The following is a 21,810-nucleotide window of genomic DNA, read 5'->3' as shown; positions in this document are numbered from 1 at the left end:
CCTTCCTTAGGACGGGAAAACACAAAAGGGGAAGGAGGGAGGGGGGGGGGCCCCCGCGGGGACGGACGGGGGGGCCCCACCCCTTGCGTCGTCCGCGGCGCCCGCGGTCCCCCTCGCGCCGTCCCCGGGGCCTGTGGCGCACCCCACGTCCGGGCGGGGCCGCACGGGCGCCGTCCGCTCGTAACCTCGACAGCACCGTGACCGCCGCCCGGCTCAGCGCCTTCGCCGCCGCCGCGCTCGCCGCAGTCCTGCTGCTGACGCAGCTGCCCGCCGCCAGCGCCCACCCGGCCTCGGCGGCCACCGCCCGTTTTGTCGCGCTTGCCGCCGACGTCACCGAGGCGGACGGTCACCGCTACGGCCTCACGGACGACACCGGCGCCACCATGGACGCCGCCCAGATCGTGCAGGTCCCCGGCGGCGGCTCCGGAACGTATCTGGCCGTGTACCACACGATGCTGGCCGACGGCCGCTTCCACTCGGCCGTCGCCACCTCCACCGATCTGCTGCACTGGCAGCGCCGCCACGACTTCGGCGCCGGCTCCAGCCAGCCGGCGCTCGCCGCCGACGGCCGCGGCGGCTACGTCCTGGCGTACGAGAAGGACCCGCGCAACCACATCGCCGTACGCGGCTACGACGATCTGGACGCACTGCTCGCCGGCCGCGCCGCCCACCGCTTCGACGCGCCCCGCACCCTCTCCTCCTGCGCCGAGGGCACCCCGGCGATCACCGCCGTCCACGGCGACACCGTCGAGCTGACCGGCCACTACCGCGCCGACTGCGACACCGACCGCCAACTGACCGCCACCCTCAAGGACTTCACCACCTGGAGCGCCGCCCCCGACCGCCGCCTCGACCGGGCCGTGGAGAGCTACGGCACCAGCGGCAACATAGGAGACCGCGACCGGCTGAGCCTCGCCGGACAGCCGATGGTGCTCATCGAGGGGCAGCGGTGGCGCGACGACTTCGGCAGCTGGTCGACGTACGCCTACGATCCCGCGTCCGGCCGAGCCGACCGGGTCCCGTTGCGCACCGGCGGCGGCTCCACTTCCTTCGCCAATCCGTCGGCCACCCGGATCACGGACCCTGGCGGTCACCGGGCGCTCCTGGTAAGCCTGTTCATCCCGGCGGAGGGGGCCGCGCCGGGGGAGGCCGGACAGCTCGTCTACTGGCGCGAGCTGTAGCACACGGCCGCATCCTGGACCATGGCTTGCACCGCTCACCTGAAACGGTGCGACGAACATGCGTAGGGTGCAATCAAACGGACAAGGGCCACCGGTGGGAGGGAGCGGACGTCATGGATGAACACAAGGAGTCACTCCGCGTGGGCGCGGCCGTCCGGCGCCGGCGCCGGACGCTGGAGCTGACGCTGTCCGCAGTCGCCGAGCGCAGCGGCCTGTCGGTGCCCTTCCTCAGCCAGGTGGAGAACGAGCGGGCGCGGCCCAGCCGCCGCTCCCTGGAGAAGGTCGCCGACGCCCTCGGCACCACCGCCGTCGAACTGCTCGCGGCCGCCGACCCCGCCCGCACCGTCGATCTGGTCCGCGCCGACGACACCTCCGTCGAGGAGGCATCCGCGGGCGGCGTCGTGCGGTCGGTGGTGCGCGGGCACCACCAGATGCACGCCCAGGAGTTCGTGGGGGACCACGACCCGGGCCGCGAGTTCCAGCTGCGCAACGACGTGCTGATGCATGTCACCGAGGGCGCCGTCGAGGTCGAGGCGGAGGGCCGCGCCTACCGCCTCGTGCGCGGCGACACCCTGTATCTGACCGGTGGCGTACGGCACCGGTGGCGGGCGACCGTGCCGGACGCGCGGGTGCTCGTGGTGGCGGTCGCGGAGCACATCGACGCGGTCGACGAGCCCGGCCCCAAGTAGGGCTCCGGCGTGCGCGTCGTCTCCCTCGTGCCGTCCCTGACCGAGGCGGTCGCGGCCACGCTGCCGGGCGGCGTGGTCGTCGGCGCCACCGACTGGTGCACCCACCCCGCCGGGCTCGACGCGGCCCGGATCGGCGGCACCAAGAACCCCGACGTCGCGGCGGTCGTCGCGCTCCGCCCCGACCTGGTCGTCGCCAACGAGGAGGAGAACCGCGCTCCCGACCTCGCCGCCCTGCGCGCCGCCGGGATCGAGGTCCTGGTCACGGAGGTGCGCACCCTGCCCCAGGCGATGGGTGAGCTGGACCGGGTCCTGCGCGCCTGCGGGGCACCGTCCCGGCCGCGCTGGCTCGACGAGGCGGAGGCGGCCTGGGCCGCTCTTCCCCCGCCCGCCCGCCGCGCACGGGCCGTGATCCCGATCTGGCGGCGCCCGTGGATGGTCGTCGGCCGCGACACCTTCGCCGGGGACCTGCTCGCCCGCCTCGGCGTCGACAACGTGTACGCGGACCACGCCGAGCGCTACCCGCGCGTCCCGCTCGACGAACTGGACGCCGTGGAAAAGGACTTGGTGGTGCTGCCCGACGAGCCGTACCGTTTCACCGCCGACGACGGACCCGAGGCGTTCACGGCACCGTCGGCCCTGGTCAGCGGCCGTCATCTCACCTGGTACGGGCCGTCGTTGGCACAGGCACCCGAGGTGCTGGGCAGGGAATTGAGGGAACTCGGGGAACTGGGGGAGCGGTGAGCAAGAGGCGTTACGTCGCCCGCGGGGTACCCGGCGGCTACCGCGTCTGGGACAACCGGGGCCGGCGCTGGTGGGGCGACCACTACGAGCTGTGCCCCGACGACCTGCTGACCGAACTCAACGGAGCCGCGGACCAGGACCGGATCACCGCCCTGCTCAAGCGCTACCGGGCCCTGAAACGCTGACCCCGCCGACCGTCAGGCGCGCGGGCGGCGCGAGCAGCCGCCCGTCGAGCAGCCCCCGGACCGTCCGTACGGACGCCACCGCCCAGGCCGCGACCAGAGCCGCGTACAGCACGAGCGCGAGCCCGTCGAACACGGCGAGACCCGTGTGCTTGCCCAGGCCCTCCGCGCCGGTGACACAGGTCCCGACGGGGAACGTGAACGCCCACCACGTCATCGCGAACCCCATCCCCTCGCGCCGCGCCCGCACCACCATCGCCACGGCGAGCGCCAGCCACAGCAGCGCGAATCCCATCACGGGCACCCCGTACAGCACCGCGAACACCGTGAAACCGTGCGCGTACGAGGCGGGGAGCACGCCGCCCGCGACATCGGCGAACTTGTTCGCGGCCGTCGTCGACTGGCCCAGCGGCCCGAGGACCAGGAACAGTGTCGGGGTCAGCAGCAGCGGCAGCGGACCCGTCGTGACCAGCCGCGCGAAGATCACCGGCAGCATGACCAGCGTCGCCAGCAGGCTCAGCCCGAACATCGCGTAACAGGCGAAGAGGAACGACTCCTGCCACTGCCCGGCCGGGAGATGCGGCACGAGCAGCGGACCGACCGCCGCCGACACCATCGGCGCGACCACCGGGAGCAGCCACACCGGCGACGCCTGCCCCGGCTCGATCCGATGCCGTACGACCATCAGGTACGGGATCGCGACGGCGGCGGCGAGCCCGACGGCCGTGCCCGCGACGAACAGCACGGTGTCGACCGCCACGGCGGCGCCGAGCCCGATCCAGTCCCGCCCGACGAGCAGCGTCCCGGCGCCGACCGCGAGCAGCGCCATCGAAAGACAGCCGTAGAACGGGGCCACGGCCGGGTCGAGGAGGTGGGCCCGCGCCTGGTCGCGGTGGTGCGTCCAGTGCAGCGCCCGCGCGGTCAGCAGCGCCGCCAGCAGGACGCACGACAGCGCCCACACCACCGAGCAGCCAGTCCGCAGCCCCGGGAACCCGACCGGCAGCGTCGCGCCCGCGTTGGCGACGATCGCGGTGCCCATGACGGCCGCGTACCAGTTGGGCCCGAGATGGCGGACGGCGACCACGCGGCGGGAGGGGACGCCGGTGGCGGGGACGGAGCGGGGCTGGGCGACAGTGACCATGCCTTCACGGTGCGCCGGACGACCGGCCCCCACCAGGGACGTTCCCTGTATGAGGGCATAACCTGGCCTTATGAGCGAGGCGCGGCAGGGGTCAGGGGAGCGGCACGGACCGGACGGGCGGCCCGGACCGGTGGAGGGGCGGGCGCCGGTGGAGCGGGCGGGGCAGCAGCAGCCCGTGCGCGACTCCCCGCCCGGGATGCTCGCCCACCGCGTCCCCGATCTCGGCGCGCTCGAACTGCTCCTCGCCGTGGCGCGGCTCGGCAGCCTCGGCGCCGCCGCGCGCGAACTGGGCATCACCCAGCCCGCGGCCAGCAGCCGGATCCGCTCCATGGAGCGTCAGCTCGGCCTGGCCCTGGTCGACCGCTCGCCGCGCGGCTCCCGGCTGACCGGCACCGGCGCGCTGGTCACCGACTGGGCCCGGCGGATCGTGGCGGCGGCGGAGGAGTTCGACGCGGGCGCGCAGGCGCTGCGCGACCGCCGGGACTCGCGGCTCACGGTGGCGGCGAGCATGACGATCGCCGAGTACCTGCTGCCGCGCTGGCTCCTCGCGCTGCGCGCCGCGCGCCCCGACACGGCGGTCTCGCTGCTGGCCGGGAACTCGGCGGTGGTCGCGGAGCGGCTCCTCGCGGGCGAGGCGGACCTCGGGTTCGTCGAGGGGGTCTCGGTTCCCGCGGGCCTGGACTCGACGGAAATCGCGCACGACCGCCTGGTCGTGGTGACGGCCCCCGGTCACCCCTGGGCCCGCCGCCGCAAGCCGCTGTCGCCGGACGAGCTGGCCGCGACCGCGCTCATCCTCCGCGAGGAGGGCTCGGGCACCCGCCAGGTCCTCGACGCGGCCCTGGGCGGCCTCGCCCGCCCGCTGATCGAACTCTCCTCGACGACGGCGGTGAAGGCCGCCGCGGTGAGCGGCGCGGGCCCCTCGGTCCTCAGCGAACTGGCGGTGGGGGAGGAGCTGGCCGCCCGCCGACTGGTCGAGATCCCGCTGGACGCCGCCCCGTTGACCCGCGCCCTGCGCGCGGTGTGGCCCACGGGCCACCGCCCGACGGGACCGGCGCGTGATCTGCTGGGGCTGACCCGGACGGGCTGAGGCAGAGCAAGGCAGGTCGGCGGCAGGTGCTCAGAAGCCGTGCGGGGTGCTCGCGGCCCGGACGAGCCCTTGCGTGACGCGCTTGTCCTCGCCCATCTCGGGGTGCCACTGCACGCCGATCACCCAGGACATGCCGGGCAGTTCGACGGCCTCGACGGTGCCGTCCGTCGCGTACGCGGAGGCGACCAGGCCCTTGCCGAGCCGGTCCACGGCCTGATGGTGGTAGGTCGGCACGTCGGACGGTTCCGGAATCAGATCCCCGTACCGCGTGCCCGGCACCGGCGTCACCGTGTGCCGGCCGAAGACACCGGTCTCCACGACATGGCCGTCGATGTGCTGGGTGAGCGTGCCGCCGAGCGCGACGTTCAGCAGCTGCATCCCGCGGCAGATGCCGAGCAGCGGCGTCCCGGACGTCAACGCGGCCCGGATCAGCGCGAGTTCCCAGGTGTCGCGCTCCTCGGCGGACGGGCCCGTGCGCGGGTCGCGCTCGGCCTTGTACCGCTCGGGCGCCACGTCGGGCCCGCCCGCGATGATCAGCCCGTCGAGCCGGGCCACCACCGACGGCGCGTGCTTCGCGTCGTCCGGCGGCACCGTCGCGGCGAGCCCTCCGGAGGACTGCACCAACTGCGGGTAACCGGCGGGCAGAAGCGTCGCGGGCATCTCCCACACCCCCCAACTGGCCTTCTTCTCCAGGTAGGTGCTGATGCCGATCAGCGGCCTGCTCACCATGGTGCTGTGCTCCCGACCTCTGTTGTGCGACAGGGACACCAGAGCGTACGAGATCACGGCGTCGCCCACCGGGGCGTTCAGTATGCGGGCACCGCGTCCATATCCAATGGATCCGATCCGGACCTTTTCGGGTATCGAATCCCGACCGTGTCAGGTCAGGAAGCCGCGCAGCAGGGCGGCCGTGCCCGCGCAGTGCTCGCGCATCGCCGACCGCGCGCCGTCCGCGTCCCCGTCGAGCACGGCCTCCACCAGGGCCGTGTGCTGGCGCTGGGAGTGCTCCAGATTGCGCACCAGCAGCGGGATGCAGTCCAGCAGGTCGTTCACGCTCGCCCGCACCGCCGCGTAACTCCCGGCCAGCGTCGGCGAACCGCACAGCTCGGCGAGGGTGAGGTGGAGCAGCGTGTCCTGGCGGCGGTAGTCCGCGAGCGGCGCGTCGTGGGTGTGCGCGAGCGCGGCGCGCAGCCGCCCCGCGCGGGCGTCGTCCAGCCCGTGGGCCGCGCACAGCCCGGCCGCGCCGACCTCCAGGACCTCGCGGAAGCGCAGGACGTCCTCGATGTCGACGCCCGCTGTCCGGCGCCGCAGCTCGTCCTCGCCGCCCGCCCCGGGGCGCGGCAGCACGAACGTCCCGCCGTAGCGTCCGCGCCGCGCCTCGACGAGCCCCTGGTCCTGGAGGACCTTCAGCACCTCGCGCAGCGTCACCCGGCTGATCCCGAGCCGCTCCGCCAACTCCCGCTCGGACGGCAGCCGTTCACCGCCCGGAACCAGGCCGAGCCGGACCACCTGGAGGATCTGCTCCAGCGCCTCCTCGAAGCCGTTGCCCGCCCGTACCGGCCGCAGCACCGTCGCGAGCGTCCCCCCGCGACCGTCCTCGCCGCCCACTCCCGGGCGCGTCCCCGCATCCGCCCCCGGATTGATCCGCGACATGAGCCCCGACCCCCTTCCCAGGCAATGGTTCTCACCCATACCTTATGGCGTATCACCTCGCATGACCTCATGGCGTACCCGAGGAGGACCACCCCGTGGCAGACCGCACACCCCCGCTCTCCGTCGAGGGACTGCGCAACCTCGTCGCGAGCGACGAGATCGACACCGTCGTCCTGGCCTTCCCCGACATGCAGGGGCGGCTCCAGGGCAAGCGGTTCGCCGCCCCCTTCTTCCTCGACGAGGTCCTGGAGCACGGCACCGAGGGCTGCAACTACCTCCTCGCGGTCGACACCGAGATGAACACCGTCGACGGCTACGCGATGTCGTCGTGGGAGCGCGGCTACGGCGACTTCGCCATGCACCCCGACCTCGCCACCCTGCGTCTTGTCCCCTGGAACGCCGGGACGGCGATGCTGATCGCCGACCTCGCCTGGGAGGACGGCTCGCCCGTCGTCGCCGCGCCCCGCCAGATCCTGCGCCGCCAGCTGGAGCGCCTCGCCGCGCTCGGACTCACCGCGCAGGTCGGCACCGAGCTGGAGTTCATCGTCTTCAAGGACACCTATGAGCAGGCCTGGGACGCGAACTACCGCGGTCTCACCCCGGCCAACCAGTACAACATCGACTACTCCGTCCTCGGCACCGGCCGCGTCGAGCCCCTGCTGCGCCGGATCCGCAACGAGATGGCGGGCGCGGGCCTCACCGTCGAGTCCGCCAAGGGGGAGTGCAACCCCGGCCAGCACGAGATCGTCTTCCGCTACGACGAGGCCCTCGTCACCTGCGACCAGCACGCGATCTACAAGACGGGCGCCAAGGAGATCGCCGCGCAGGAGGGCGTCTCGCTCACCTTCATGGCGAAGTACAACGAGCGCGAGGGCAACTCCTGCCACATCCACCTCTCCCTCGCCGACGCGGACGGCGCGAACGCGATGGCCGACGGCCGGGAGATGTCCCCGCTGATGCGGCACTTCCTCGCCGGACAGCTCGCCGCGCTGCGCGACTTCTCCCTCCTCTACGCGCCGCACATCAACTCCTACAAGCGGTTCCAGCCGGGCTCCTTCGCGCCCACCGCCGTCGCCTGGGGCCACGACAACCGCACCTGCGCGCTGCGCGTCGTCGGCCACGGCCGCTCCCTCAGATTCGAGAACCGGCTGCCCGGCGGCGACGTCAATCCGCACCTCGCCGTCGCCGGCCTCGTCGCGGCCGGTCTGTACGGGATCGAGCAGAAGCTCGAACTCCCCGACGCCTGCACGGGCAACGCCTACACCGCCGAGTACGAGCAGGTCCCCACGACCCTGCGCGAGGCCGCCGAGCTGTGGGAGAACAGCCCGATCGCCCGGGCCGCCTTCGGGGACGAGGTCGTCGCCCACTACCGCAACACGGCGCGGGTCGAGCTGGAAGCGTTCGACGCAGCCGTGACCGACTGGGAGCTCCGCCGAGGATTCGAGAGGCTGTGACCTTGCCCGACTGGGAGATCGACCTGAGCGTCGACCCGAGCACACTGACCGTGCTGAACCCCGCCACCGAGGAGGTGGTGGCCACCGTCCCCGCCGCGGACACGGGCGACGTCGACCGTGCCGTGCGCCGTGCGGCCGAGGCACAGCGCGGCTGGGCCGCCGCGGCCCCCGCCGACCGCGCCCGCCTGCTGCGCCGCTTCGCCGACACGGTCGACCAGCACCTGGAAGAACTGGCTCGGCTGGAGGTCCGCGAGGCCGGACACCTCATCGGCAACGCCCGCTGGGAGGCCGGCAACGTACGGGACCTGCTCCTGTACGCGGCCGGTGGCGCCGAACGCCTCAACGGCGCGCAGATCCCCGTCCCCGGCGGCTGGAACGTCACCTTCCACGAGCCGCTCGGTGTCGTCGGCGTCATCGCCCCCTGGAACTTCCCGATGCCGATCGCCGCCTGGGGCACGGCCCCCGCGCTCGCGGCGGGCAACGCGGTACTCCTCAAACCCGCCGAGACGACCCCGCTCACCGCCCTGCGCCTGGCCGAACTCGCCCTGGAGGCAGGCCTTCCCGAGGGCCTCTTCCAGGTCCTTCCGGGGTACGGGAAGAACGCGGGTCGCGCCCTCGTCGACCACCCGGACGTCGCGAAGATCGTCTTCACCGGGTCGAGCCGCACCGGCCGCGAGATCATGGAGCGCTGCGCCGCCCTGGTCAAACCGGTCACCCTCGAACTCGGCGGCAAGAGCCCCAACGTCGTCTTCGCGGACGCGGATCTGCCCCGGGCCCTCGACCCGTTCTCGTTCCTCGACAACTCCGGCCAGGACTGCTGCGCCCGCACCCGCGTCCTCGTCCAGGAGTCCGTGTACGAGGAGGCCGCGGCGCTGCTCACCGAGGCCGTCGGTGCCGTGGTGGTGGGCGACCCGCTGGACGAGAAGACGCAGATGGGCCCGCTGATCTCCCGTCAGCAGCTGGACCGGGTAAGGCACTTCGTGCCCGACTCCGCCCCCGGCATCCGGGGCACCGCGCCCACCGGGCCCGGCTTCTGGTTCGCGCCGACCGTGCTGACCGCCGAGAGCGCCGACTCGCACGCCGCCGTGGAGGAGATCTTCGGGCCCGTCGCGGTCCTGCTGCCGTTCACCGACGAGGCCGACGCCGTCCGCCTCGCCAATGCCACCCCGTACGGCCTCGCCGGCTCCCTCTGGACCCGGGACGTGGGCCGAGCGCTCCGCGTCTCCCAAGCCGTTCGCGCCGGGAACCTGTCCGTCAACTCGCACTCCGCGGTGCGCTACTGGACCCCGTTCGGCGGCTTCAAACAGTCCGGCCTCGGCCGCGAACTGGGCCCCGACGCCCTCACCGCCTTCACCGAGACCAAGAACGTCTTCATCAGCACGGAGGACCCCGCACAGTGACCGAAGACATCATCTGCCGCCGCCTCGTCGGCCGCACCGCCGTCATCACCGGCGCGGGCAGCGGCATCGGCCTCGCCACCGCCCGCCGGCTCGCCTCCGAGGGCGCGCACGTCGTCTGCGGCGACATCGACGCGAGCGCGGGCAAGAAAGCGGCCGAGGCCGTCGGCGGCACCTTCGTGCAGGTCGACGTGACCGACGCCGAACAGGTCGAGGCGCTCTTCAAGACCGCGTACGACACCTACGGCTCGGTCGACATCGCCTTCAACAACGCGGGCATCTCACCGCCCGACGACGACTCGATCCTCGACACCGGCCTCGAGGCGTGGAAGCGCGTCCAGGACGTCAACCTCACCTCCGTGTACCTGTGCTGCAAGGCCGCCATCCCCTACATGCGCAGGCAGGGCAGGGGCTCCATCATCAACACCGCGTCGTTCGTGGCCCGGATGGGCGCGGCCACCTCCCAGATCTCCTACACCGCGTCCAAGGGCGGCGTGCTCGCCATGTCGCGCGAACTGGGCGTCCAGTTCGCCCGCGAGGGGATCCGGGTCAACGCCCTGTGCCCCGGCCCCGTCGACACCCCGCTGCTGCGAGAGCTGTTCGCGAAGGACCCGGAGCGCGCGGCGCGCCGCCTCGTGCACATTCCGGTCGGCCGGTTCGCCGCCGCCGACGAGATCGCGGCCGCCGTCGCCTTCCTGGCCAGCGACGACGCCTCCTTCGTCAACGCCACCGACTTCCTGGTCGACGGCGGGATCTCGGGCGCCTACGTCACGCCTCTGTAGGGGACCCGTCAACTAGGTGTACGGTCCCGAGGCATGCGTAACAGAAATGTTTCCGCGTGGACTTCGGCCGTGGTCACCGCCCTGGTGGCCACGGCTCTCGTCTCTCCTGCGGCCGCCGCCACGTCCGCTCCCACCCCGTCCGGCCCGTCCGGCCACGCCTGCCCGCAGCTCTCGAAGAAGCTGCCGTGGTACGGCGACAATCGGGCCCAGCTCCAGAAGATGATCGACGAACGCGGCACCTGCGGAGGCCTGCACGGCCCGCGCCCGGTCGCCGCGTTCGACTGGGACAACACCGTCTCCAAGAACGACGTCACCGACGCCACCATCGCGTGGTCCCTCAAGCACGACAAGATCCTGCGGCCCGCGAGCTGGAAGAAGACCAGCAAGTGGCTGACCGACGACGCCGACAAGGCGCTCACCGCCGCCTGCGGCACCGCCGTCCCGGTCGGCTCGCCGCTGCCCACCTCCAAGGACACCGACTGCACGGACGAGATCTTCAACATCCGTGAGTCCGGCAAGACGATGAGCGGCGCCGCGGCCTTCGCGGGCGACTGGAACCACCGCTGGACGGTGCCCCAGTACGCCTGGGTGCCGCAGCTGTTCGCCGGTCACACGGTGCCCGAGCTGGAGTCGTACGCGGCCGCCGCCCGCAAGGAGGCCCTCGCCGCCCCCGTCGGCGCGACCCAGACGCTCGGCACGCACACCATCCCCGGCTACGTCCGCTACTACGACCAGCAGCGCGACCTCATCCGTACGCTCCAGAAGGCCGGCTTCGACGTCTACATCGTGTCCGCCGGTTCCGAGCCCGTCACCGAGGTGTGGTCCGCTGGTGTCGGCATCGACCGCGCCCACACCATCGCCATCCGCTCGGTGCTCGACCGCAAGGGCCGCATCACGACGTACAACGAAGGCTGCGGCGGCACCGGCCGCACCCAGGGCGAGGCCATCCCGTACATCGACGGCAAACGCTGCTGGATCAACCAGGACATCTACGGTGTCAAGGGCAAGGCCGCCTGGAACAAGCAGAGCTGGAACAAGCGCATCGCCCTCGGCGGCGGTGACGCCGACACCGACGTGACCTTCGTCGGCGACGCGACCGGCGCCCACCTCGTGCTCAACCGGAACAAGAACGAGATCATGTGCCGGGCCTACGACAACGCCGACGGACGCTGGGTCGCCAACCCCATGTTCATCGAGCCGCTGCCGCAGAAGACCGGTACGTACCCGTGCTCGACGGCCGCTTACAACAAACCGGAGGGCGGCTTCGGCCCGCTCCTGCGGGACGACGGTTCGGTCGTGCCGGACCAGGTGGACTCCATCCACTGATCCCGGGACACCGGGGCCGCGGCGCACCCGCCGCGGCCCCGGCCGCTCACAGGAACGTGTAGCCCTCGCCGCGATACGTCGGCACCGTCTCGGTCACGGTGTCCCCGGACACCAGGTGCAGCACCTCGAACCGCTCGCACAGCTCCCCGGCCTTCGCGTGCCGGAACCACACCTTGTCGCCGATGAGCAGATCGTCCGCGGCCGCGCCCAGCAGCGGCGTCTGCACCTCGCCCGGCCCCTCCTGTCCGTCGTAGCGCAGCCCCTCCGGCAGATACGGCACCGGCAGCCGGTCCGGGCCCGCAGCGCCGGACGCCGGATAGCCGCCGCCGAGCACGGTGACCACACCGACGCCGGGCCTGCGCACCACCGGCTGGGCGAACAGAGCGGCCGGACGCCCGGTGAACGACGTGTAGTTGTCGAAGAGCCGCGGCACATAGAGCCCCGAACCGGCCGCGATCTCGGTGACGGCGTCCTCGGCGGCCGTGTGCTGCACACTGCCCGTGCCGCCGCCGTTCACGAACTCCAGATCGGGCGCCACCGCCCGCACCGCCCGCACCACCTCGGCGCGCCGCGCCGCCAGCTCCCGGCGCGCGGCCGACTGCATCAGCCGGATCGCCCGGGACCGCAGAGGCCGCCCCGCCACCGCGTCGCCGACCCCGGCCACATGACCCTCGTACGCCATGATCCCCACCAGCCGGAACCCCGGCCGCCGGGCCACGACCCGGGCCAGATCCGCGAGTTGGGACGGGGTGCGCAGTGGGGAGCGCAGGGCGCCGACCCGCACCCGGCCACCCAGCATCCGCAGAGACGTGTCGAGTTCTAGGCAGACCCGGATCTCCTCCGTGCCGCCGTCCCGGGCCTCGTCGATCAGCCGCAGCTGCGCGGGGTCGTCGATCATCACGGTCACCGCGGCGGCCAGCTTCGGATCGTGCGCCAGCTCCGCGAACCCGGCACGGTCCGCCGACGGATACGCGAGCAGTACGTCCTCGAACCCCGACCGCGCCAGCCACACCGACTCGGCCAGCGTGAACGACATGATCCCGGCGAACCCCTCGCGCGCCAGCACCCGTTCGAGCAGGGCCCGGCAGCGTACGGACTTGCTGGCCACCCGGATCGGCTTGCCCGCCGCGCGCCGCACCAGATCGGCTGCGTTCGCGTCGAAGGCGTCCAGGTCCACGATCGCCACAGGGGCGTCGAGGTGAGCGGTGGCCCGGTCGAAGCGGGCGCGATCGGCTGCACGGGGTGTCATGTCCGAAGCCTGCCAGACTCGATTACCGCAGGGTAGGGGGATGTTCCGGGCAGATCGTGCGGGTGCGCGGACTGCATCCTGCCGTACCCGGCCCCGCCCGTTAGAGTGACGCGCACGCAGGCTGAGGAAACGGGGAGGCATGAGTACGGAAGCCGGACGCGTCCCTCCGCGCCCCTCAGTGCCACCGCGCCCCCCGGCCCCGCCGCGCCCCGCGCAGCCCGCCACCCCCGAACTCCCGCCCGAGGTCCCTCCGTTGCCGCCGACCCCACCCCCACCGATCCCGTCGGCCCGCTTCCCGGACACCCCTCCGGCAAGCCCCGTGAGGGGTGCGGGGAACGGCGCGACCGGCCACGACGCACCGGCACCCGCCAACCCCACACCCACCCCCAACGGCGCCCCCGCGCACCCCGGCCCCCTCCCCCCGGAGACCCCGGCCGCCCTGATCACCGAGACGACCACCCGCCTGCGCCCCGTCCCACCCGCACCCGCACGGCCCCCCGTGCCCCCGCCGCCCCCGGCACAGGCACCCCCGCGCAGGCCGATCGGCACCGTCGACCTCACCCCCGTACCCGGCACGGCCGGCAGGCCCTTCGTCCGGTTCGCGCCGCCCGAGCACTACGACGACCGCACCACCAGGCTGCGCCCCGTCGGCCCCCGGCTCGCCCCGCGCGTCGCCGCGGCCGCGGCCTGCCTGGTGCTGGGCCTCGGCCTCATCGGCGGGGCCGCCACCGGCTCCCTGCTCACCGGCGAGGACGGCGACGGCATCGTCGCCGCGCACAGCGCCTACACCCGGGCGGGGGAGCTGTGGCACAGCATCCCCGTCGACCAGCTCTTCCCGCGGACCCTGAAGGGCGAGGGCGCGGGCCCCGGCGGCGCCGACCGCACCTGGACGCGGATCGCCGTGGCCCCCGACACCACCTGCGCCAAGGCCTTCGACCCGCTCCTGCACAAGGCCCTGAGCCCCGTCGGCTGTCTGCGCCTGCTGCGCGCCACGTACACGGACGCCACCCAGAGCAGCGTCACCACCGTCGGCCTGCTGTTCACCAGGGCCGACCAGGAGGCGACGCAGGCGCTGCGCACCCGCTTCACCGAACAGGGCCTCGACCGGCGCGCCGACCTCATGCCGCGCCCGTACGCCGCCAAGGGCACCGCCGCCGCGGAGTTCGGCGACGCCCAGCGCGCGTCCTGGACCCTCAACGTGCTGACCGACGCCCCGGTCGTCGTCTACGCGGTCTCCGGCTTCGCCGACGGCCGTACCGTCTCCGACCCGCAGCCCGCCGCGGACGCCATGAAGCCGGGCGTCACCACGGCCCCCGCCCAGGCGGGTCTGGGCAACGAGGCGCAGGGCATCGCCGACCGGATAGAACGCGGCCTGCGCAAAGCGGTCCAGAAGCAGTCCACGGAGCAGCCGTCATGAACCGCCGCACCCTCGCCGCCCTCACGACGGCGGCGGCCCTCACCCTGGTCCCCACCACCGCCGCGCACGCCGACTCGGTCCGTGCCCAGCAGTGGGGCCTGGACGCCCTGCACACCCAGGAGGTGTGGCGCACCACGAAGGGCAAGGGCATCACCGTCGCCGTCCTGGACACCGGAGTCGACGACCAGCACCCGGACCTCAAGGGCAATGTCGCCACCGCCAAGGACTTCGTCGGCTTCGGCGCGCAGCGCGGCGACCGCCCCTGGGCCCGTCACGGCACCGCCATGGCGAGCGTCATCGCGGGACACGGCCACGGCAAGGACCACGGCGACGGCGTGATGGGCGTGGCCCCCGAAGCCACGATCCTCCCGGTCCGCGTGATCCTGGAGGACGGCGACCCGGACCGCGCCAAGGCCCGCGAGAGCCGGGGCGACGCGCTGGCCGACGGCATCCGCTGGGCCGCCGACCAGGGCGTCGACGTCATCAACCTCTCGCTCGGCGACGACTCGGCCACCGCCCACGCCGAGGCGAGCGAGGACGACGCCATCCAGTACGCGCTGAAGAAGGGCGTCTCCGTCGTCGCCTCCGCGGGCAACGGCGGCGAGAAGGGCGACCACATCTCCTATCCGGCCGCCTACCCGGGCGTCATCGCCGCCACGGCCGTCGACACCACCGGCTCCCGCTCCTCGTTCTCCACCCGCCGCTGGTACGCCACGGTCGCCGCGCCCGGCCGCAAGATCGTCACCGCCGACCCCGACCGCGAGTACTACTCGGCCTGGGGCACCAGCGCCGCGTCGGCCTTCGTCTCCGGCGCCGTCGCGCTGATCCGCGCCGCGCACCCGGGCCTGAGCCCCGCCCAGATCAAGAAGCTCGTCGAGGACACCGCCCAGGACCCGCCCTCCGGCGGCCGCGACGACTCCCGCGGCTTCGGCATGATCGACCCGGCGGCGGCCATCACGGCGGCGAAGAAGCTGAAGCCGGAGGGGCTGAAGCCGGCCGCGTACGGCAAGCAGTACTTCGGGACCGGCCCCACCGACCCCGACGACACGGGCCAGGCCACCTGGGTGGGACTGGTCGCGGGCGGCCTCGGTGTCGTGCTGCTGGGCGCCGCCGTCTACCTGTGGCGCAGCCACCGCCTCACGCGTCGTCGTCGCTGAGCACCGGCACCGCAGCCTTCGCCACGGCCTCGACGAGCTCGATCCCGGCGTCCTTGGTGGCGTTCCCGTCGGAGACCACGGCGATCAGGTACCGCTTCCCGTCGACGGTCACCCGCCCGATGCTGTTGATGTCCCACAGCTCGGTGGTGCTCCGCCGCAGCCACCCGTTCTTCAGCGCGAGCCCGTCAGCGCCCGCGGCCGAGACGCCCCACCGCTGATCGGACTCGACGTTCTCCATCAGCCCCTGGACGTACGCACGCGAGTCCGCGTCCAGTACGGAGTCGCCGCCGGTCCCGAACACCTGCTGGAGCAGGGCGAGCTGATCGGCCGCGGTGGTCTGGGTCAGCCCCCACAGCGGCCCGTCACCGCCACTGGTCCCGGTCAGCCCGAGCCGTTCGTTGGCGGCGTCGAGCCCGTCCGCCTGCCCGATCGTGTCCCACAGCGCGGTGGTGGCGGAGTTGTCGCTGTTCCGGATCATCGCGGCCGCGTACGTCTTCTCCTGCCCGGTCAGCGACCGTCCGTCGTCCTGTGCCTGGAGCAGCAGCGCGGCCAGGACGTCGACCTTCACGATGCTCGCCGTGTCGTACGTCGCGTCGGCGTCGGTGGCGTACGTGGCACTGGTCCCGGCCGACACGTCGAACACGGCGACGGAGAAGGCCCCGTCCAGGCCGCCCACGGCCTCGGCGAGCAGGGCGTCCCGGTCGACGGCGGACGGGGACGGCGACGACGACACGGAGGAGCCCCCTTCGGCGGCGGACGTCTGCGACACCAGCGCGGTCGCGTCGTGCGCCTGCGCCTTCACGTAGACGGTAGTGGCGGCGGTACCGCTCAGGAGCACCGTGGAGGCGACGGCCGCGTACAGCAGGGACCTGCGGCGGGACGCGGCCGACCGGCGGCGACGGGAACGAGGGGACATGCGGCCGATGCTCGGCCGTGGTCCTGTGGGGACCATGAGGCCCGGCTCAGGGTCCGCTGAGAACCTGTGGCCGTGACCTCGGTAGGGTCGGTCGACGTGGCGAACAAGAACATTCCCGACCCCGGCTTCTCCGACGACGACGGCTCGGCGGACCCCCGCCTGACCGAGGCCCTGGCCGCCTGGTCGACGGACAGGACCGCCCACGGCCCGGTCCTGGAGGCCCTCAAGGACGCCCGGCTCCTGGTGCCGGTGGTCGCGGTCCTCGGCGAGGTCGAGGAGGACGAGAACGGCCTGCGCCGCGAGAAGACGAGTGACATGGCGGTCCCGACCCTGAAGGCGGGCAACCGCACCGCGCTCCCCGCCTTCACCTCCACCGCGTCCCTGGCCCTGTGGGACCCCGAGGCCCGCCCGGTCGCCGTCCCCCTGCACCAGGCGCTCCAGGCCGCCGCCCACGAGAAGGCCGACACGGTCGTCCTCGACCTCGCTGGCCCGGTGCCCTACGAGCTGACGGGGTCAGCCCTCTACGCGCTGGCCGAGGGCCGGGCGACCGCGGACCCGCTGGCCGACCCGGCCGTCCGGGACGCCGTGCGCGCGGCGGTCGCGGCGCAGCCGGCGGTGGCCCGCGCCCACCTGGGCCCGGGACAGGCGGACGGCACGCTGGCCCTTGTCCTGGACGCGGACGCCGACGTGCAGAGCGCCGCGCAGGCGGTGGCCGCCGCCATCGCCGCCGACGAAACACTGAGGGCCCGCCTCACGAGGGGCCTCGACCTGGCACTGCTGCCGGCCGGGGCCGCTCTCGCGGGCGAGCCCTTGTACGTACGTGACTGATGCCCGTGCGTGACTGATGCGGACCTAGCCGTAGACGGCGCCGGTGTACTTCTCGCCGGGGCCCTGGCCGGGCTCGTCCGGCACGATCGACGCCTCGCGGAACGCCAGCTGCAGGGACTTCAGGCCGTCCCGCAGCGGCGCCGCGTGGAAGGACGAGATCTCGGTCGCGCTGCCGTCGAGCAGCCCGGCGAGGGCGTGGATCAGCTTGCGGGCCTCGTCCAGGTCCTTGTGGGCGTCGCCCTCCTCGGTGAGGCCCAGCTTCACCGCGGCGGCGCTCATCAGGTTGACCGCCACCGTGACGATGACCTCGACGGCGGGCACCTCCGCGATGTCGCGGGTCAGCGCGTCGTAGTCGGGGGACTCGGGGGAATCAGCCGAAGGGGCTGCGGGAATGGCGTCACTCATGGGCCCCACGATAAGCCGACGCCCACTCGGTTGGGCGCACCCCCCAAGTGCTGCTAACCTTGTGTAACGACCGGCCGGACACCTGCGTGTTCCGGCCCACAAGTGGAGGCTCCGATCTCCCACCTGACTGCCCGTACAGGGCGGCGGGTCACCGGTCAGGCGGTCCCCATCGTTCCGTACGGACGATGGAGCCGTCCGATAGCGCGCCCCGCGGTCACACCGTGGAGGTGCTCCGGTAGTTCTTGGAGCCCCCCATGTGTACCGTCCGGGGCATTTTTTGTGCTTCGACGCGGTTGGTACTACGTAACAGACGTTACGCGGCGGCCCGCCAGGCCGTCGTGTGGTGCTACCGAGGAGGATCCATCAGCGCCGAGCCCCGCATCAACGACCGGATTCGCGTTCCCGAAGTGCGACTTGTCGGTCCCAGCGGCGAGCAGGTCGGGATTGTTCCGCTTGCCAAGGCCCTTGAGCTTGCTCAGGAGTACGACCTCGACCTGGTCGAGGTGGCGGCGACAGCCCGCCCGCCCGTCTGCAAGCTCATGGACTACGGCAAGTTCAAGTACGAGTCGGCCATGAAGGCCCGTGAGGCGCGCAAGAACCAGGCGCACACGGTCATCAAGGAGATGAAGCTCCGGCCGAAGATCGACCCGCACGACTATGACACCAAGAAGGGTCACGTCGTTCGGTTCCTCAAGCAGGGTGACAAGGTCAAGATCACGATCATGTTCCGTGGTCGTGAGCAGTCCCGGCCGGAGCTCGGCTACCGACTGCTGCAGCGCCTTGCGAACGACGTCGAGGACCTCGGCTTCATCGAGTCGAACCCGAAGCAGGACGGCCGGAACATGATCATGGTTCTCGGTCCGCACAAGAAGAAGACCGAGGCCATGGCCGAGGCTCGCGAGGCCCAGGCCGCGCGCAAGGCCGACGCGAAGGCCAACCCCGGCAAGTCGCAGAACGCCGCCGAGGACCTGGACTCCGAGGAGCTGTCTGCCGAGGACGTCGCCGAGGCGCCTGCCGAGGTTGCCGCCGAGGCCCCCGCCCAGGCTCCGGCCGAGGCATGATCCGCCGGCACACAGCCTGTGTGCCTCGGATACCCAACCGACACAACTGACGTTCCCCCGCGGCCGGTTCGCGCCCATGGCACGGACCGGCCGGGAACGCCACTGACGAGGAGAGAACGGCGCTATGCCGAAGAACAAGTCGCACAGCGGTGCCAGCAAGCGCTTCAAGATCACCGGCTCCGGCAAGGTGCTCCGCGAGCGTGCCGGCAAGCGCCACCTGCTCGAGCACAAGTCGTCGCGCCTGACGCGTCGCCTCACCGGCAACGCCGAGATGGCCCCGGGCGACGCCAAGAAGATCAAGAAGCTTCTCGGCAAGTGATGCGGCGGCGCTCTCGCGCCCCGCACAGCTAGACCGGGACTATTCGAATTCGGGTCGGGTGACGACAACCCCGGCCCCGCTACAAGGAGTTAACAAGTGGCACGCGTCAAGCGCGCGGTAAACGCGCACAAGAAGCGTCGGGCGATCCTCGAGCAGGCCAGCGGCTACCGCGGTCAGCGTTCGCGTCTGTACCGCAAGGCCAAGGAGCAGGTCACCCACTCCCTGGTCTACAACTACAACGACCGCAAGAAGCGCAAGGGCGACTTCCGTCAGCTGTGGATCCAGCGCATCAACGCCGCTGCCCGCCAGAACGGCATGACGTACAACCGCCTCATCCAGGGTCTGAAGGCCGCCAACATCGAGGTGGACCGCAAGATCCTCGCCGAGCTGGCCGTCAACGACATCAACGCGTTCGCCGCGCTGGTCGAGGTTGCGCAGAAGGCCCTTCCGGCCGACGTCAACGCCCCGAAGGCTGCCGCCTGAGGTTTGCGTTGAGCCGTGCTTCGGACCCGCAGGCCAGTTGGCCTGCGGGTCCGAGTGCGTTTGCCATCGTCTGTTGTGTGTCGTGTGCGCGTCGGCTGTGGCTGGTCGCGCAGTTCCCCGCGCCCCTGAAGGGGCGCTTCCTCCCCAGGTGAGTCTCATGGTTGCTGCCCCCGAGCTGATCTCTCCGAAGTCGTCCCGCGTGAGTGCCGCGCGGCGGCTCGGCAAGCGGAACTTCCGGGGGAAGGAGCGGCTGTTCCTCGCCGAGGGGCCGCAGGCCGTGCGGGAGGCGGCCGCGCACGGCGGGCTCGTGGAGATGTTCGCGACCGTCGAGGCCGCGGAGCGGTACGCCGACATCGTGGGGGAGGCCCGGCAGGCCGGGGCCCGGGTGCACCTGGCCGACGAGAGCGTCATCGCCGACATCTCCACGACCGTGACCCCGCAGGGCCTCGTCGGTGTCTGCCGGTTCCTGGACACCTCCTTCGAGGCGATCCTCGCGGCGCGGCCCAAGCTGGTCGCCGTACTGGCACATGTGCGCGACCCCGGGAACGCCGGCACCGTGCTGCGCTGCGCGGACGCGGCGGGCGCCGAGGCCGTGGTCCTCACCGACGCCTCGGTCGACCTGTACAACCCGAAGGCCGTACGCGCCTCCGTGGGATCGCTGTTCCATCTGCCGGTCGCCGTGGGCGTCCCCGTCGAGCAGGCCGTCGCCGGGCTCAAGGCCGCGGGCGTGCGCATCCTCGCCGCCGACGGCGCGGGCGAGGACGACCTGGACGACGAGCTGGACCGGGGCGCCATGGGCACCCCGACCGCCTGGATCTTCGGGAACGAGGCATGGGGGCTGCCCGAGGAGACCCGCGCACTCGCCGACGCCGTCGTACGCGTCCCCATCCACGGCAAGGCCGAGAGCCTCAACCTCGCGACGGCCGCCGCCGTGTGCCTGTACGCCTCCGCCCGTGCACAGCGCGCCGCCGGAGGGTGCCGTTCCGTCACGACCAGCTAGTAGGGTGACCACCTCTGGCCCGGTTCTGGATGGGGACGAGAGGTGGGATACGGGGAGATGAGCGTCGTCGGCACGAGCGGAGCGCGAGGAGCGCGCGGGCGGTGGGGACCGGCCGCGCCCCGAAGCGGCCGCGACGATTCCGTCGGCCTCGTGGGCCCCATGGGCCTCGATGTGCACCCCGACGACCTCCCCGACGGACTGGTCGTCGCCGACGAGAGCGGCCACGTCGTCTGCTTCAACGCCGCCGCCGAGCGGATCACCGCCGTGCCCCGGGAGCGGGCCATCGGCGCCCCGCTGGAGCGCGCGCTGCCCCTGGAGGACCTGGAGGGCCGGCGCTGGTGGCAGCTGACCGACCCCTACGGCGGCCTCGCCATCCGGCTCGGCCAGCCCGAGCGCAACCTGCTGCTGCCCGGCGGCCGGGAGGTCCTGGTCACCGCCCGCTATGTACGGGGCAGGCCCACCGGGCCCGTGCGCCGCGTCGTCATCTCCATCCGCGACACCGAGGCCCGGCGCCGCACCGAGCGCAGCCACGCCGAGCTGATCGCCACCGTCGCCCACGAACTGCGCTCGCCGCTGACATCCGTCAAGGGGTTCACCGCCACCCTCCTCGCGAAGTGGGAGCGGTTCACCGACGAACAGAAGCGGCTGATGCTGGAGACCGTCGACGCCGACGCGAACCGGGTGACGCGGCTGATCGCCGAGCTGCTCGACATCTCCCGGATCGACTCCGGACGGCTCGAAGTGCGCCGTCAGCCCGTCGACATCGCCGCCGCCGTCTCCCGGCACATCCAGGCGCATGTCGCCGCCGGTCAGGCCGCCGACCGGTTCCTGCTGCGGGTCATCCGGCCGCTGCCGGACCTGTGGGCGGATCCGGACAAGGTCGACCAGGTGCTCAGCAACCTGCTGGAAAACGCGGTGCGGCACGGGGAGGGAACCGTCACCATTGACATCGAGCCCGCCCCCGCAGGCACCTCGGTCACCGTGAGCGACGAGGGCCCCGGCATCCCGGAGGAGTCCATGAACCGCGTCTTCACCCGTTTCTGGCGGGGCAGCAAGCGCGGCGGCACCGGTCTCGGGCTTTATATCGTCAAGGGCATCGTGGAAGCGCACGGCGGCACCATCACGGTCGGGCGGGCGCCCGGCGGCGGCGCCCGGTTCCGATTTACGTTGCCCGTGGCGACGCCCGCGTATCTCACCAGCTGAGCGCCGGGCCCCCACGGGCGCATCCGCACACGTCACCCCCGTTAGACTCGTCCTTTGGCACGTTTGCGTCCCAGCCACTCGACGGCCGTCGAACGCGTCTGCGGGACCCTCAGCCACCCCAATCGGAAGCACGGGAAGA

The 21,810-nt window shown here is 72.6% G+C and carries 23 protein-coding genes; 17 read left to right on the top strand and 6 right to left on the bottom strand.

All coding sequences use genetic code 11. The features are described 5' to 3' along the window. Positions 1 to 197: 197 nt before the first annotated feature. The 4 genes from ACFVDP_RS20630 (at position 198) to ACFVDP_RS20615 (ending at position 2,796) form a co-directional block, all read left to right on the top strand. Positions 198 to 1,181: a hypothetical protein gene (locus tag ACFVDP_RS20630; protein ID WP_383491416.1), complete on the top strand. Its 984-nt coding sequence runs from the start codon at positions 198 to 200 to the stop codon at positions 1,179 to 1,181. A gap of 113 nt (positions 1,182 to 1,294) precedes the next feature. Continuing rightward, positions 1,295 to 1,870, top strand: a complete 576-nt coding sequence (locus ACFVDP_RS20625; protein WP_383491414.1) for a helix-turn-helix domain-containing protein — start codon at positions 1,295 to 1,297, stop codon at positions 1,868 to 1,870. 9 nt (positions 1,871 to 1,879) lie between these two features. Beyond that, positions 1,880 to 2,611: a helical backbone metal receptor gene (locus ACFVDP_RS20620; RefSeq protein ID WP_383491412.1), complete on the top strand. Its 732-nt coding sequence runs from the start codon at positions 1,880 to 1,882 to the stop codon at positions 2,609 to 2,611. Continuing rightward, on the top strand, positions 2,608 to 2,796 hold the full coding sequence (locus ACFVDP_RS20615) for a hypothetical protein (protein WP_383491410.1): 189 nt from the start codon (positions 2,608 to 2,610) through the stop codon (positions 2,794 to 2,796). Before ACFVDP_RS20620 ends, ACFVDP_RS20615 begins: the two co-directional genes overlap by 4 nt. On the opposite strand, the gene ACFVDP_RS20610 is transcribed toward ACFVDP_RS20615, so the two are convergent. Beyond that, positions 2,768 to 3,934 carry a TDT family transporter gene (locus tag ACFVDP_RS20610; protein ID WP_383491408.1) on the bottom strand — a complete coding sequence of 389 codons (1,167 nt, stop codon included), beginning with the start codon at positions 3,932 to 3,934 and terminating at the stop codon, positions 2,768 to 2,770. The two genes, ACFVDP_RS20615 and ACFVDP_RS20610, sit on opposite strands and share 29 nt — an antisense overlap. Before the next feature lie 196 nt (positions 3,935 to 4,130). Between ACFVDP_RS20610 and ACFVDP_RS20605 the strand changes: the two genes are divergently transcribed. After that, a complete protein-coding gene (locus ACFVDP_RS20605; RefSeq protein WP_383491507.1) occupies positions 4,131 to 5,021 on the top strand; it encodes a LysR family transcriptional regulator in 891 nt (296 codons plus the stop codon). A 30-nt stretch (positions 5,022 to 5,051) separates the two neighbouring features. On the opposite strand, the gene ACFVDP_RS20600 is transcribed toward ACFVDP_RS20605, so the two are convergent. Then, the gene (locus tag ACFVDP_RS20600; protein WP_383491406.1) at positions 5,052 to 5,750 is read right to left on the bottom strand and encodes a gamma-glutamyl-gamma-aminobutyrate hydrolase family protein; all 699 of its coding nucleotides are present in this window, start codon (positions 5,748 to 5,750) and stop codon (positions 5,052 to 5,054) included. 150 nt (positions 5,751 to 5,900) lie between these two features. Beyond that, entirely contained in the window at positions 5,901 to 6,674 is a 774-nt protein-coding gene (locus ACFVDP_RS20595; RefSeq protein ID WP_383491404.1) for a FadR/GntR family transcriptional regulator, read from the bottom strand. A 95-nt stretch (positions 6,675 to 6,769) separates the two neighbouring features. Between ACFVDP_RS20595 and ACFVDP_RS20590 the strand changes: the two genes are divergently transcribed. Genes ACFVDP_RS20590 through ACFVDP_RS20575 form a run of 4 tightly spaced genes read left to right on the top strand, consistent with a single transcriptional unit; the run spans position 6,770 to position 11,633 of the window. Continuing rightward, positions 6,770 to 8,128 (top strand): glutamine synthetase family protein, encoded by a 1,359-nt coding sequence (locus ACFVDP_RS20590; protein ID WP_383491402.1) that lies wholly within the window; start codon positions 6,770 to 6,772, stop codon positions 8,126 to 8,128. Beyond that, positions 8,125 to 9,528, top strand: a complete 1,404-nt coding sequence (locus ACFVDP_RS20585; RefSeq protein ID WP_383491400.1) for an aldehyde dehydrogenase family protein — start codon at positions 8,125 to 8,127, stop codon at positions 9,526 to 9,528. Before ACFVDP_RS20590 ends, ACFVDP_RS20585 begins: the two co-directional genes overlap by 4 nt. Beyond that, complete coding sequence (locus tag ACFVDP_RS20580) at positions 9,525 to 10,307, top strand: 3-oxoacyl-ACP reductase (protein WP_383491398.1); 783 nt, start codon at positions 9,525 to 9,527, stop codon at positions 10,305 to 10,307. The genes ACFVDP_RS20585 and ACFVDP_RS20580 overlap by 4 nt, the downstream gene beginning before the upstream one ends. Positions 10,308 to 10,340: 33 nt before the next feature. Next, positions 10,341 to 11,633 carry a haloacid dehalogenase-like hydrolase gene (locus ACFVDP_RS20575; protein WP_383491396.1) on the top strand — a complete coding sequence of 431 codons (1,293 nt, stop codon included), beginning with the start codon at positions 10,341 to 10,343 and terminating at the stop codon, positions 11,631 to 11,633. Between the two features lie 46 nt (positions 11,634 to 11,679). On the opposite strand, the gene ACFVDP_RS20570 is transcribed toward ACFVDP_RS20575, so the two are convergent. Then, positions 11,680 to 12,882: an amino acid deaminase/aldolase gene (locus ACFVDP_RS20570; RefSeq protein WP_383491394.1), complete on the bottom strand. Its 1,203-nt coding sequence runs from the start codon at positions 12,880 to 12,882 to the stop codon at positions 11,680 to 11,682. Between the two features lie 319 nt (positions 12,883 to 13,201). Here ACFVDP_RS20570 and ACFVDP_RS20565 point away from each other — a divergent pair, with 319 nt between their 5' ends. Together ACFVDP_RS20565 and mycP are read left to right on the top strand one after the other, a co-directional pair. Continuing rightward, positions 13,202 to 14,299 carry a hypothetical protein gene (locus tag ACFVDP_RS20565; protein WP_383491392.1) on the top strand — a complete coding sequence of 366 codons (1,098 nt, stop codon included), beginning with the start codon at positions 13,202 to 13,204 and terminating at the stop codon, positions 14,297 to 14,299. Continuing rightward, positions 14,296 to 15,456: a type VII secretion-associated serine protease mycosin gene (gene mycP, locus ACFVDP_RS20560; protein WP_383491390.1), complete on the top strand. Its 1,161-nt coding sequence runs from the start codon at positions 14,296 to 14,298 to the stop codon at positions 15,454 to 15,456. The genes ACFVDP_RS20565 and mycP overlap by 4 nt, the downstream gene beginning before the upstream one ends. On the opposite strand, the gene ACFVDP_RS20555 is transcribed toward mycP, so the two are convergent. After that, on the bottom strand, positions 15,437 to 16,372 hold the full coding sequence (locus ACFVDP_RS20555; protein ID WP_383491388.1) for a serine hydrolase: 936 nt from the start codon (positions 16,370 to 16,372) through the stop codon (positions 15,437 to 15,439). The two genes, mycP and ACFVDP_RS20555, sit on opposite strands and share 20 nt — an antisense overlap. A 96-nt stretch (positions 16,373 to 16,468) precedes the next feature. On the opposite strand from ACFVDP_RS20555, the gene ACFVDP_RS20550 reads away from it, so the two are divergent. After that, positions 16,469 to 17,200: an SseB family protein gene (locus tag ACFVDP_RS20550; RefSeq protein ID WP_383491505.1), complete on the top strand. Its 732-nt coding sequence runs from the start codon at positions 16,469 to 16,471 to the stop codon at positions 17,198 to 17,200. 24 nt (positions 17,201 to 17,224) lie between these two features. Here ACFVDP_RS20550 and ACFVDP_RS20545 read toward each other — a convergent pair whose 3' ends face one another. Next, positions 17,225 to 17,605, bottom strand: a complete 381-nt coding sequence (locus ACFVDP_RS20545) for a DUF1844 domain-containing protein (RefSeq protein ID WP_383491386.1) — start codon at positions 17,603 to 17,605, stop codon at positions 17,225 to 17,227. Between the two features lie 338 nt (positions 17,606 to 17,943). Here ACFVDP_RS20545 and infC point away from each other — a divergent pair, with 338 nt between their 5' ends. From infC to ACFVDP_RS20520, 5 genes are all read left to right on the top strand, one after another. Continuing rightward, entirely contained in the window at positions 17,944 to 18,666 is a 723-nt protein-coding gene (gene infC, locus ACFVDP_RS20540) for a translation initiation factor IF-3 (protein WP_383491503.1), read from the top strand. Positions 18,667 to 18,790: 124 nt separating this feature from the next. After that, positions 18,791 to 18,985, top strand: a complete 195-nt coding sequence (rpmI, locus tag ACFVDP_RS20535) for a 50S ribosomal protein L35 (protein WP_003947156.1) — start codon at positions 18,791 to 18,793, stop codon at positions 18,983 to 18,985. 96 nt (positions 18,986 to 19,081) lie between these two features. After that, positions 19,082 to 19,468: a 50S ribosomal protein L20 gene (rplT, locus tag ACFVDP_RS20530; protein ID WP_030493496.1), complete on the top strand. Its 387-nt coding sequence runs from the start codon at positions 19,082 to 19,084 to the stop codon at positions 19,466 to 19,468. Between the two features lie 157 nt (positions 19,469 to 19,625). Beyond that, entirely contained in the window at positions 19,626 to 20,468 is an 843-nt protein-coding gene (locus tag ACFVDP_RS20525; RefSeq protein ID WP_383491383.1) for a TrmH family RNA methyltransferase, read from the top strand. Between the two features lie 57 nt (positions 20,469 to 20,525). Further along, a complete protein-coding gene (locus ACFVDP_RS20520) occupies positions 20,526 to 21,671 on the top strand; it encodes an ATP-binding protein (RefSeq protein WP_383491381.1) in 1,146 nt (381 codons plus the stop codon). Positions 21,672 to 21,810 lie beyond the last annotated feature (139 nt).

Origin of the sequence: Streptomyces sp. NPDC057694, from assembly GCF_042799415.1 — a bacterium.
Lineage (GTDB): Bacteria > Actinomycetota > Actinomycetes > Streptomycetales > Streptomycetaceae > Streptomyces.
The sequence above is the reverse complement of the archived record's forward strand: the minus strand, read 5'-3'. Positions and strand labels throughout refer to the sequence as shown.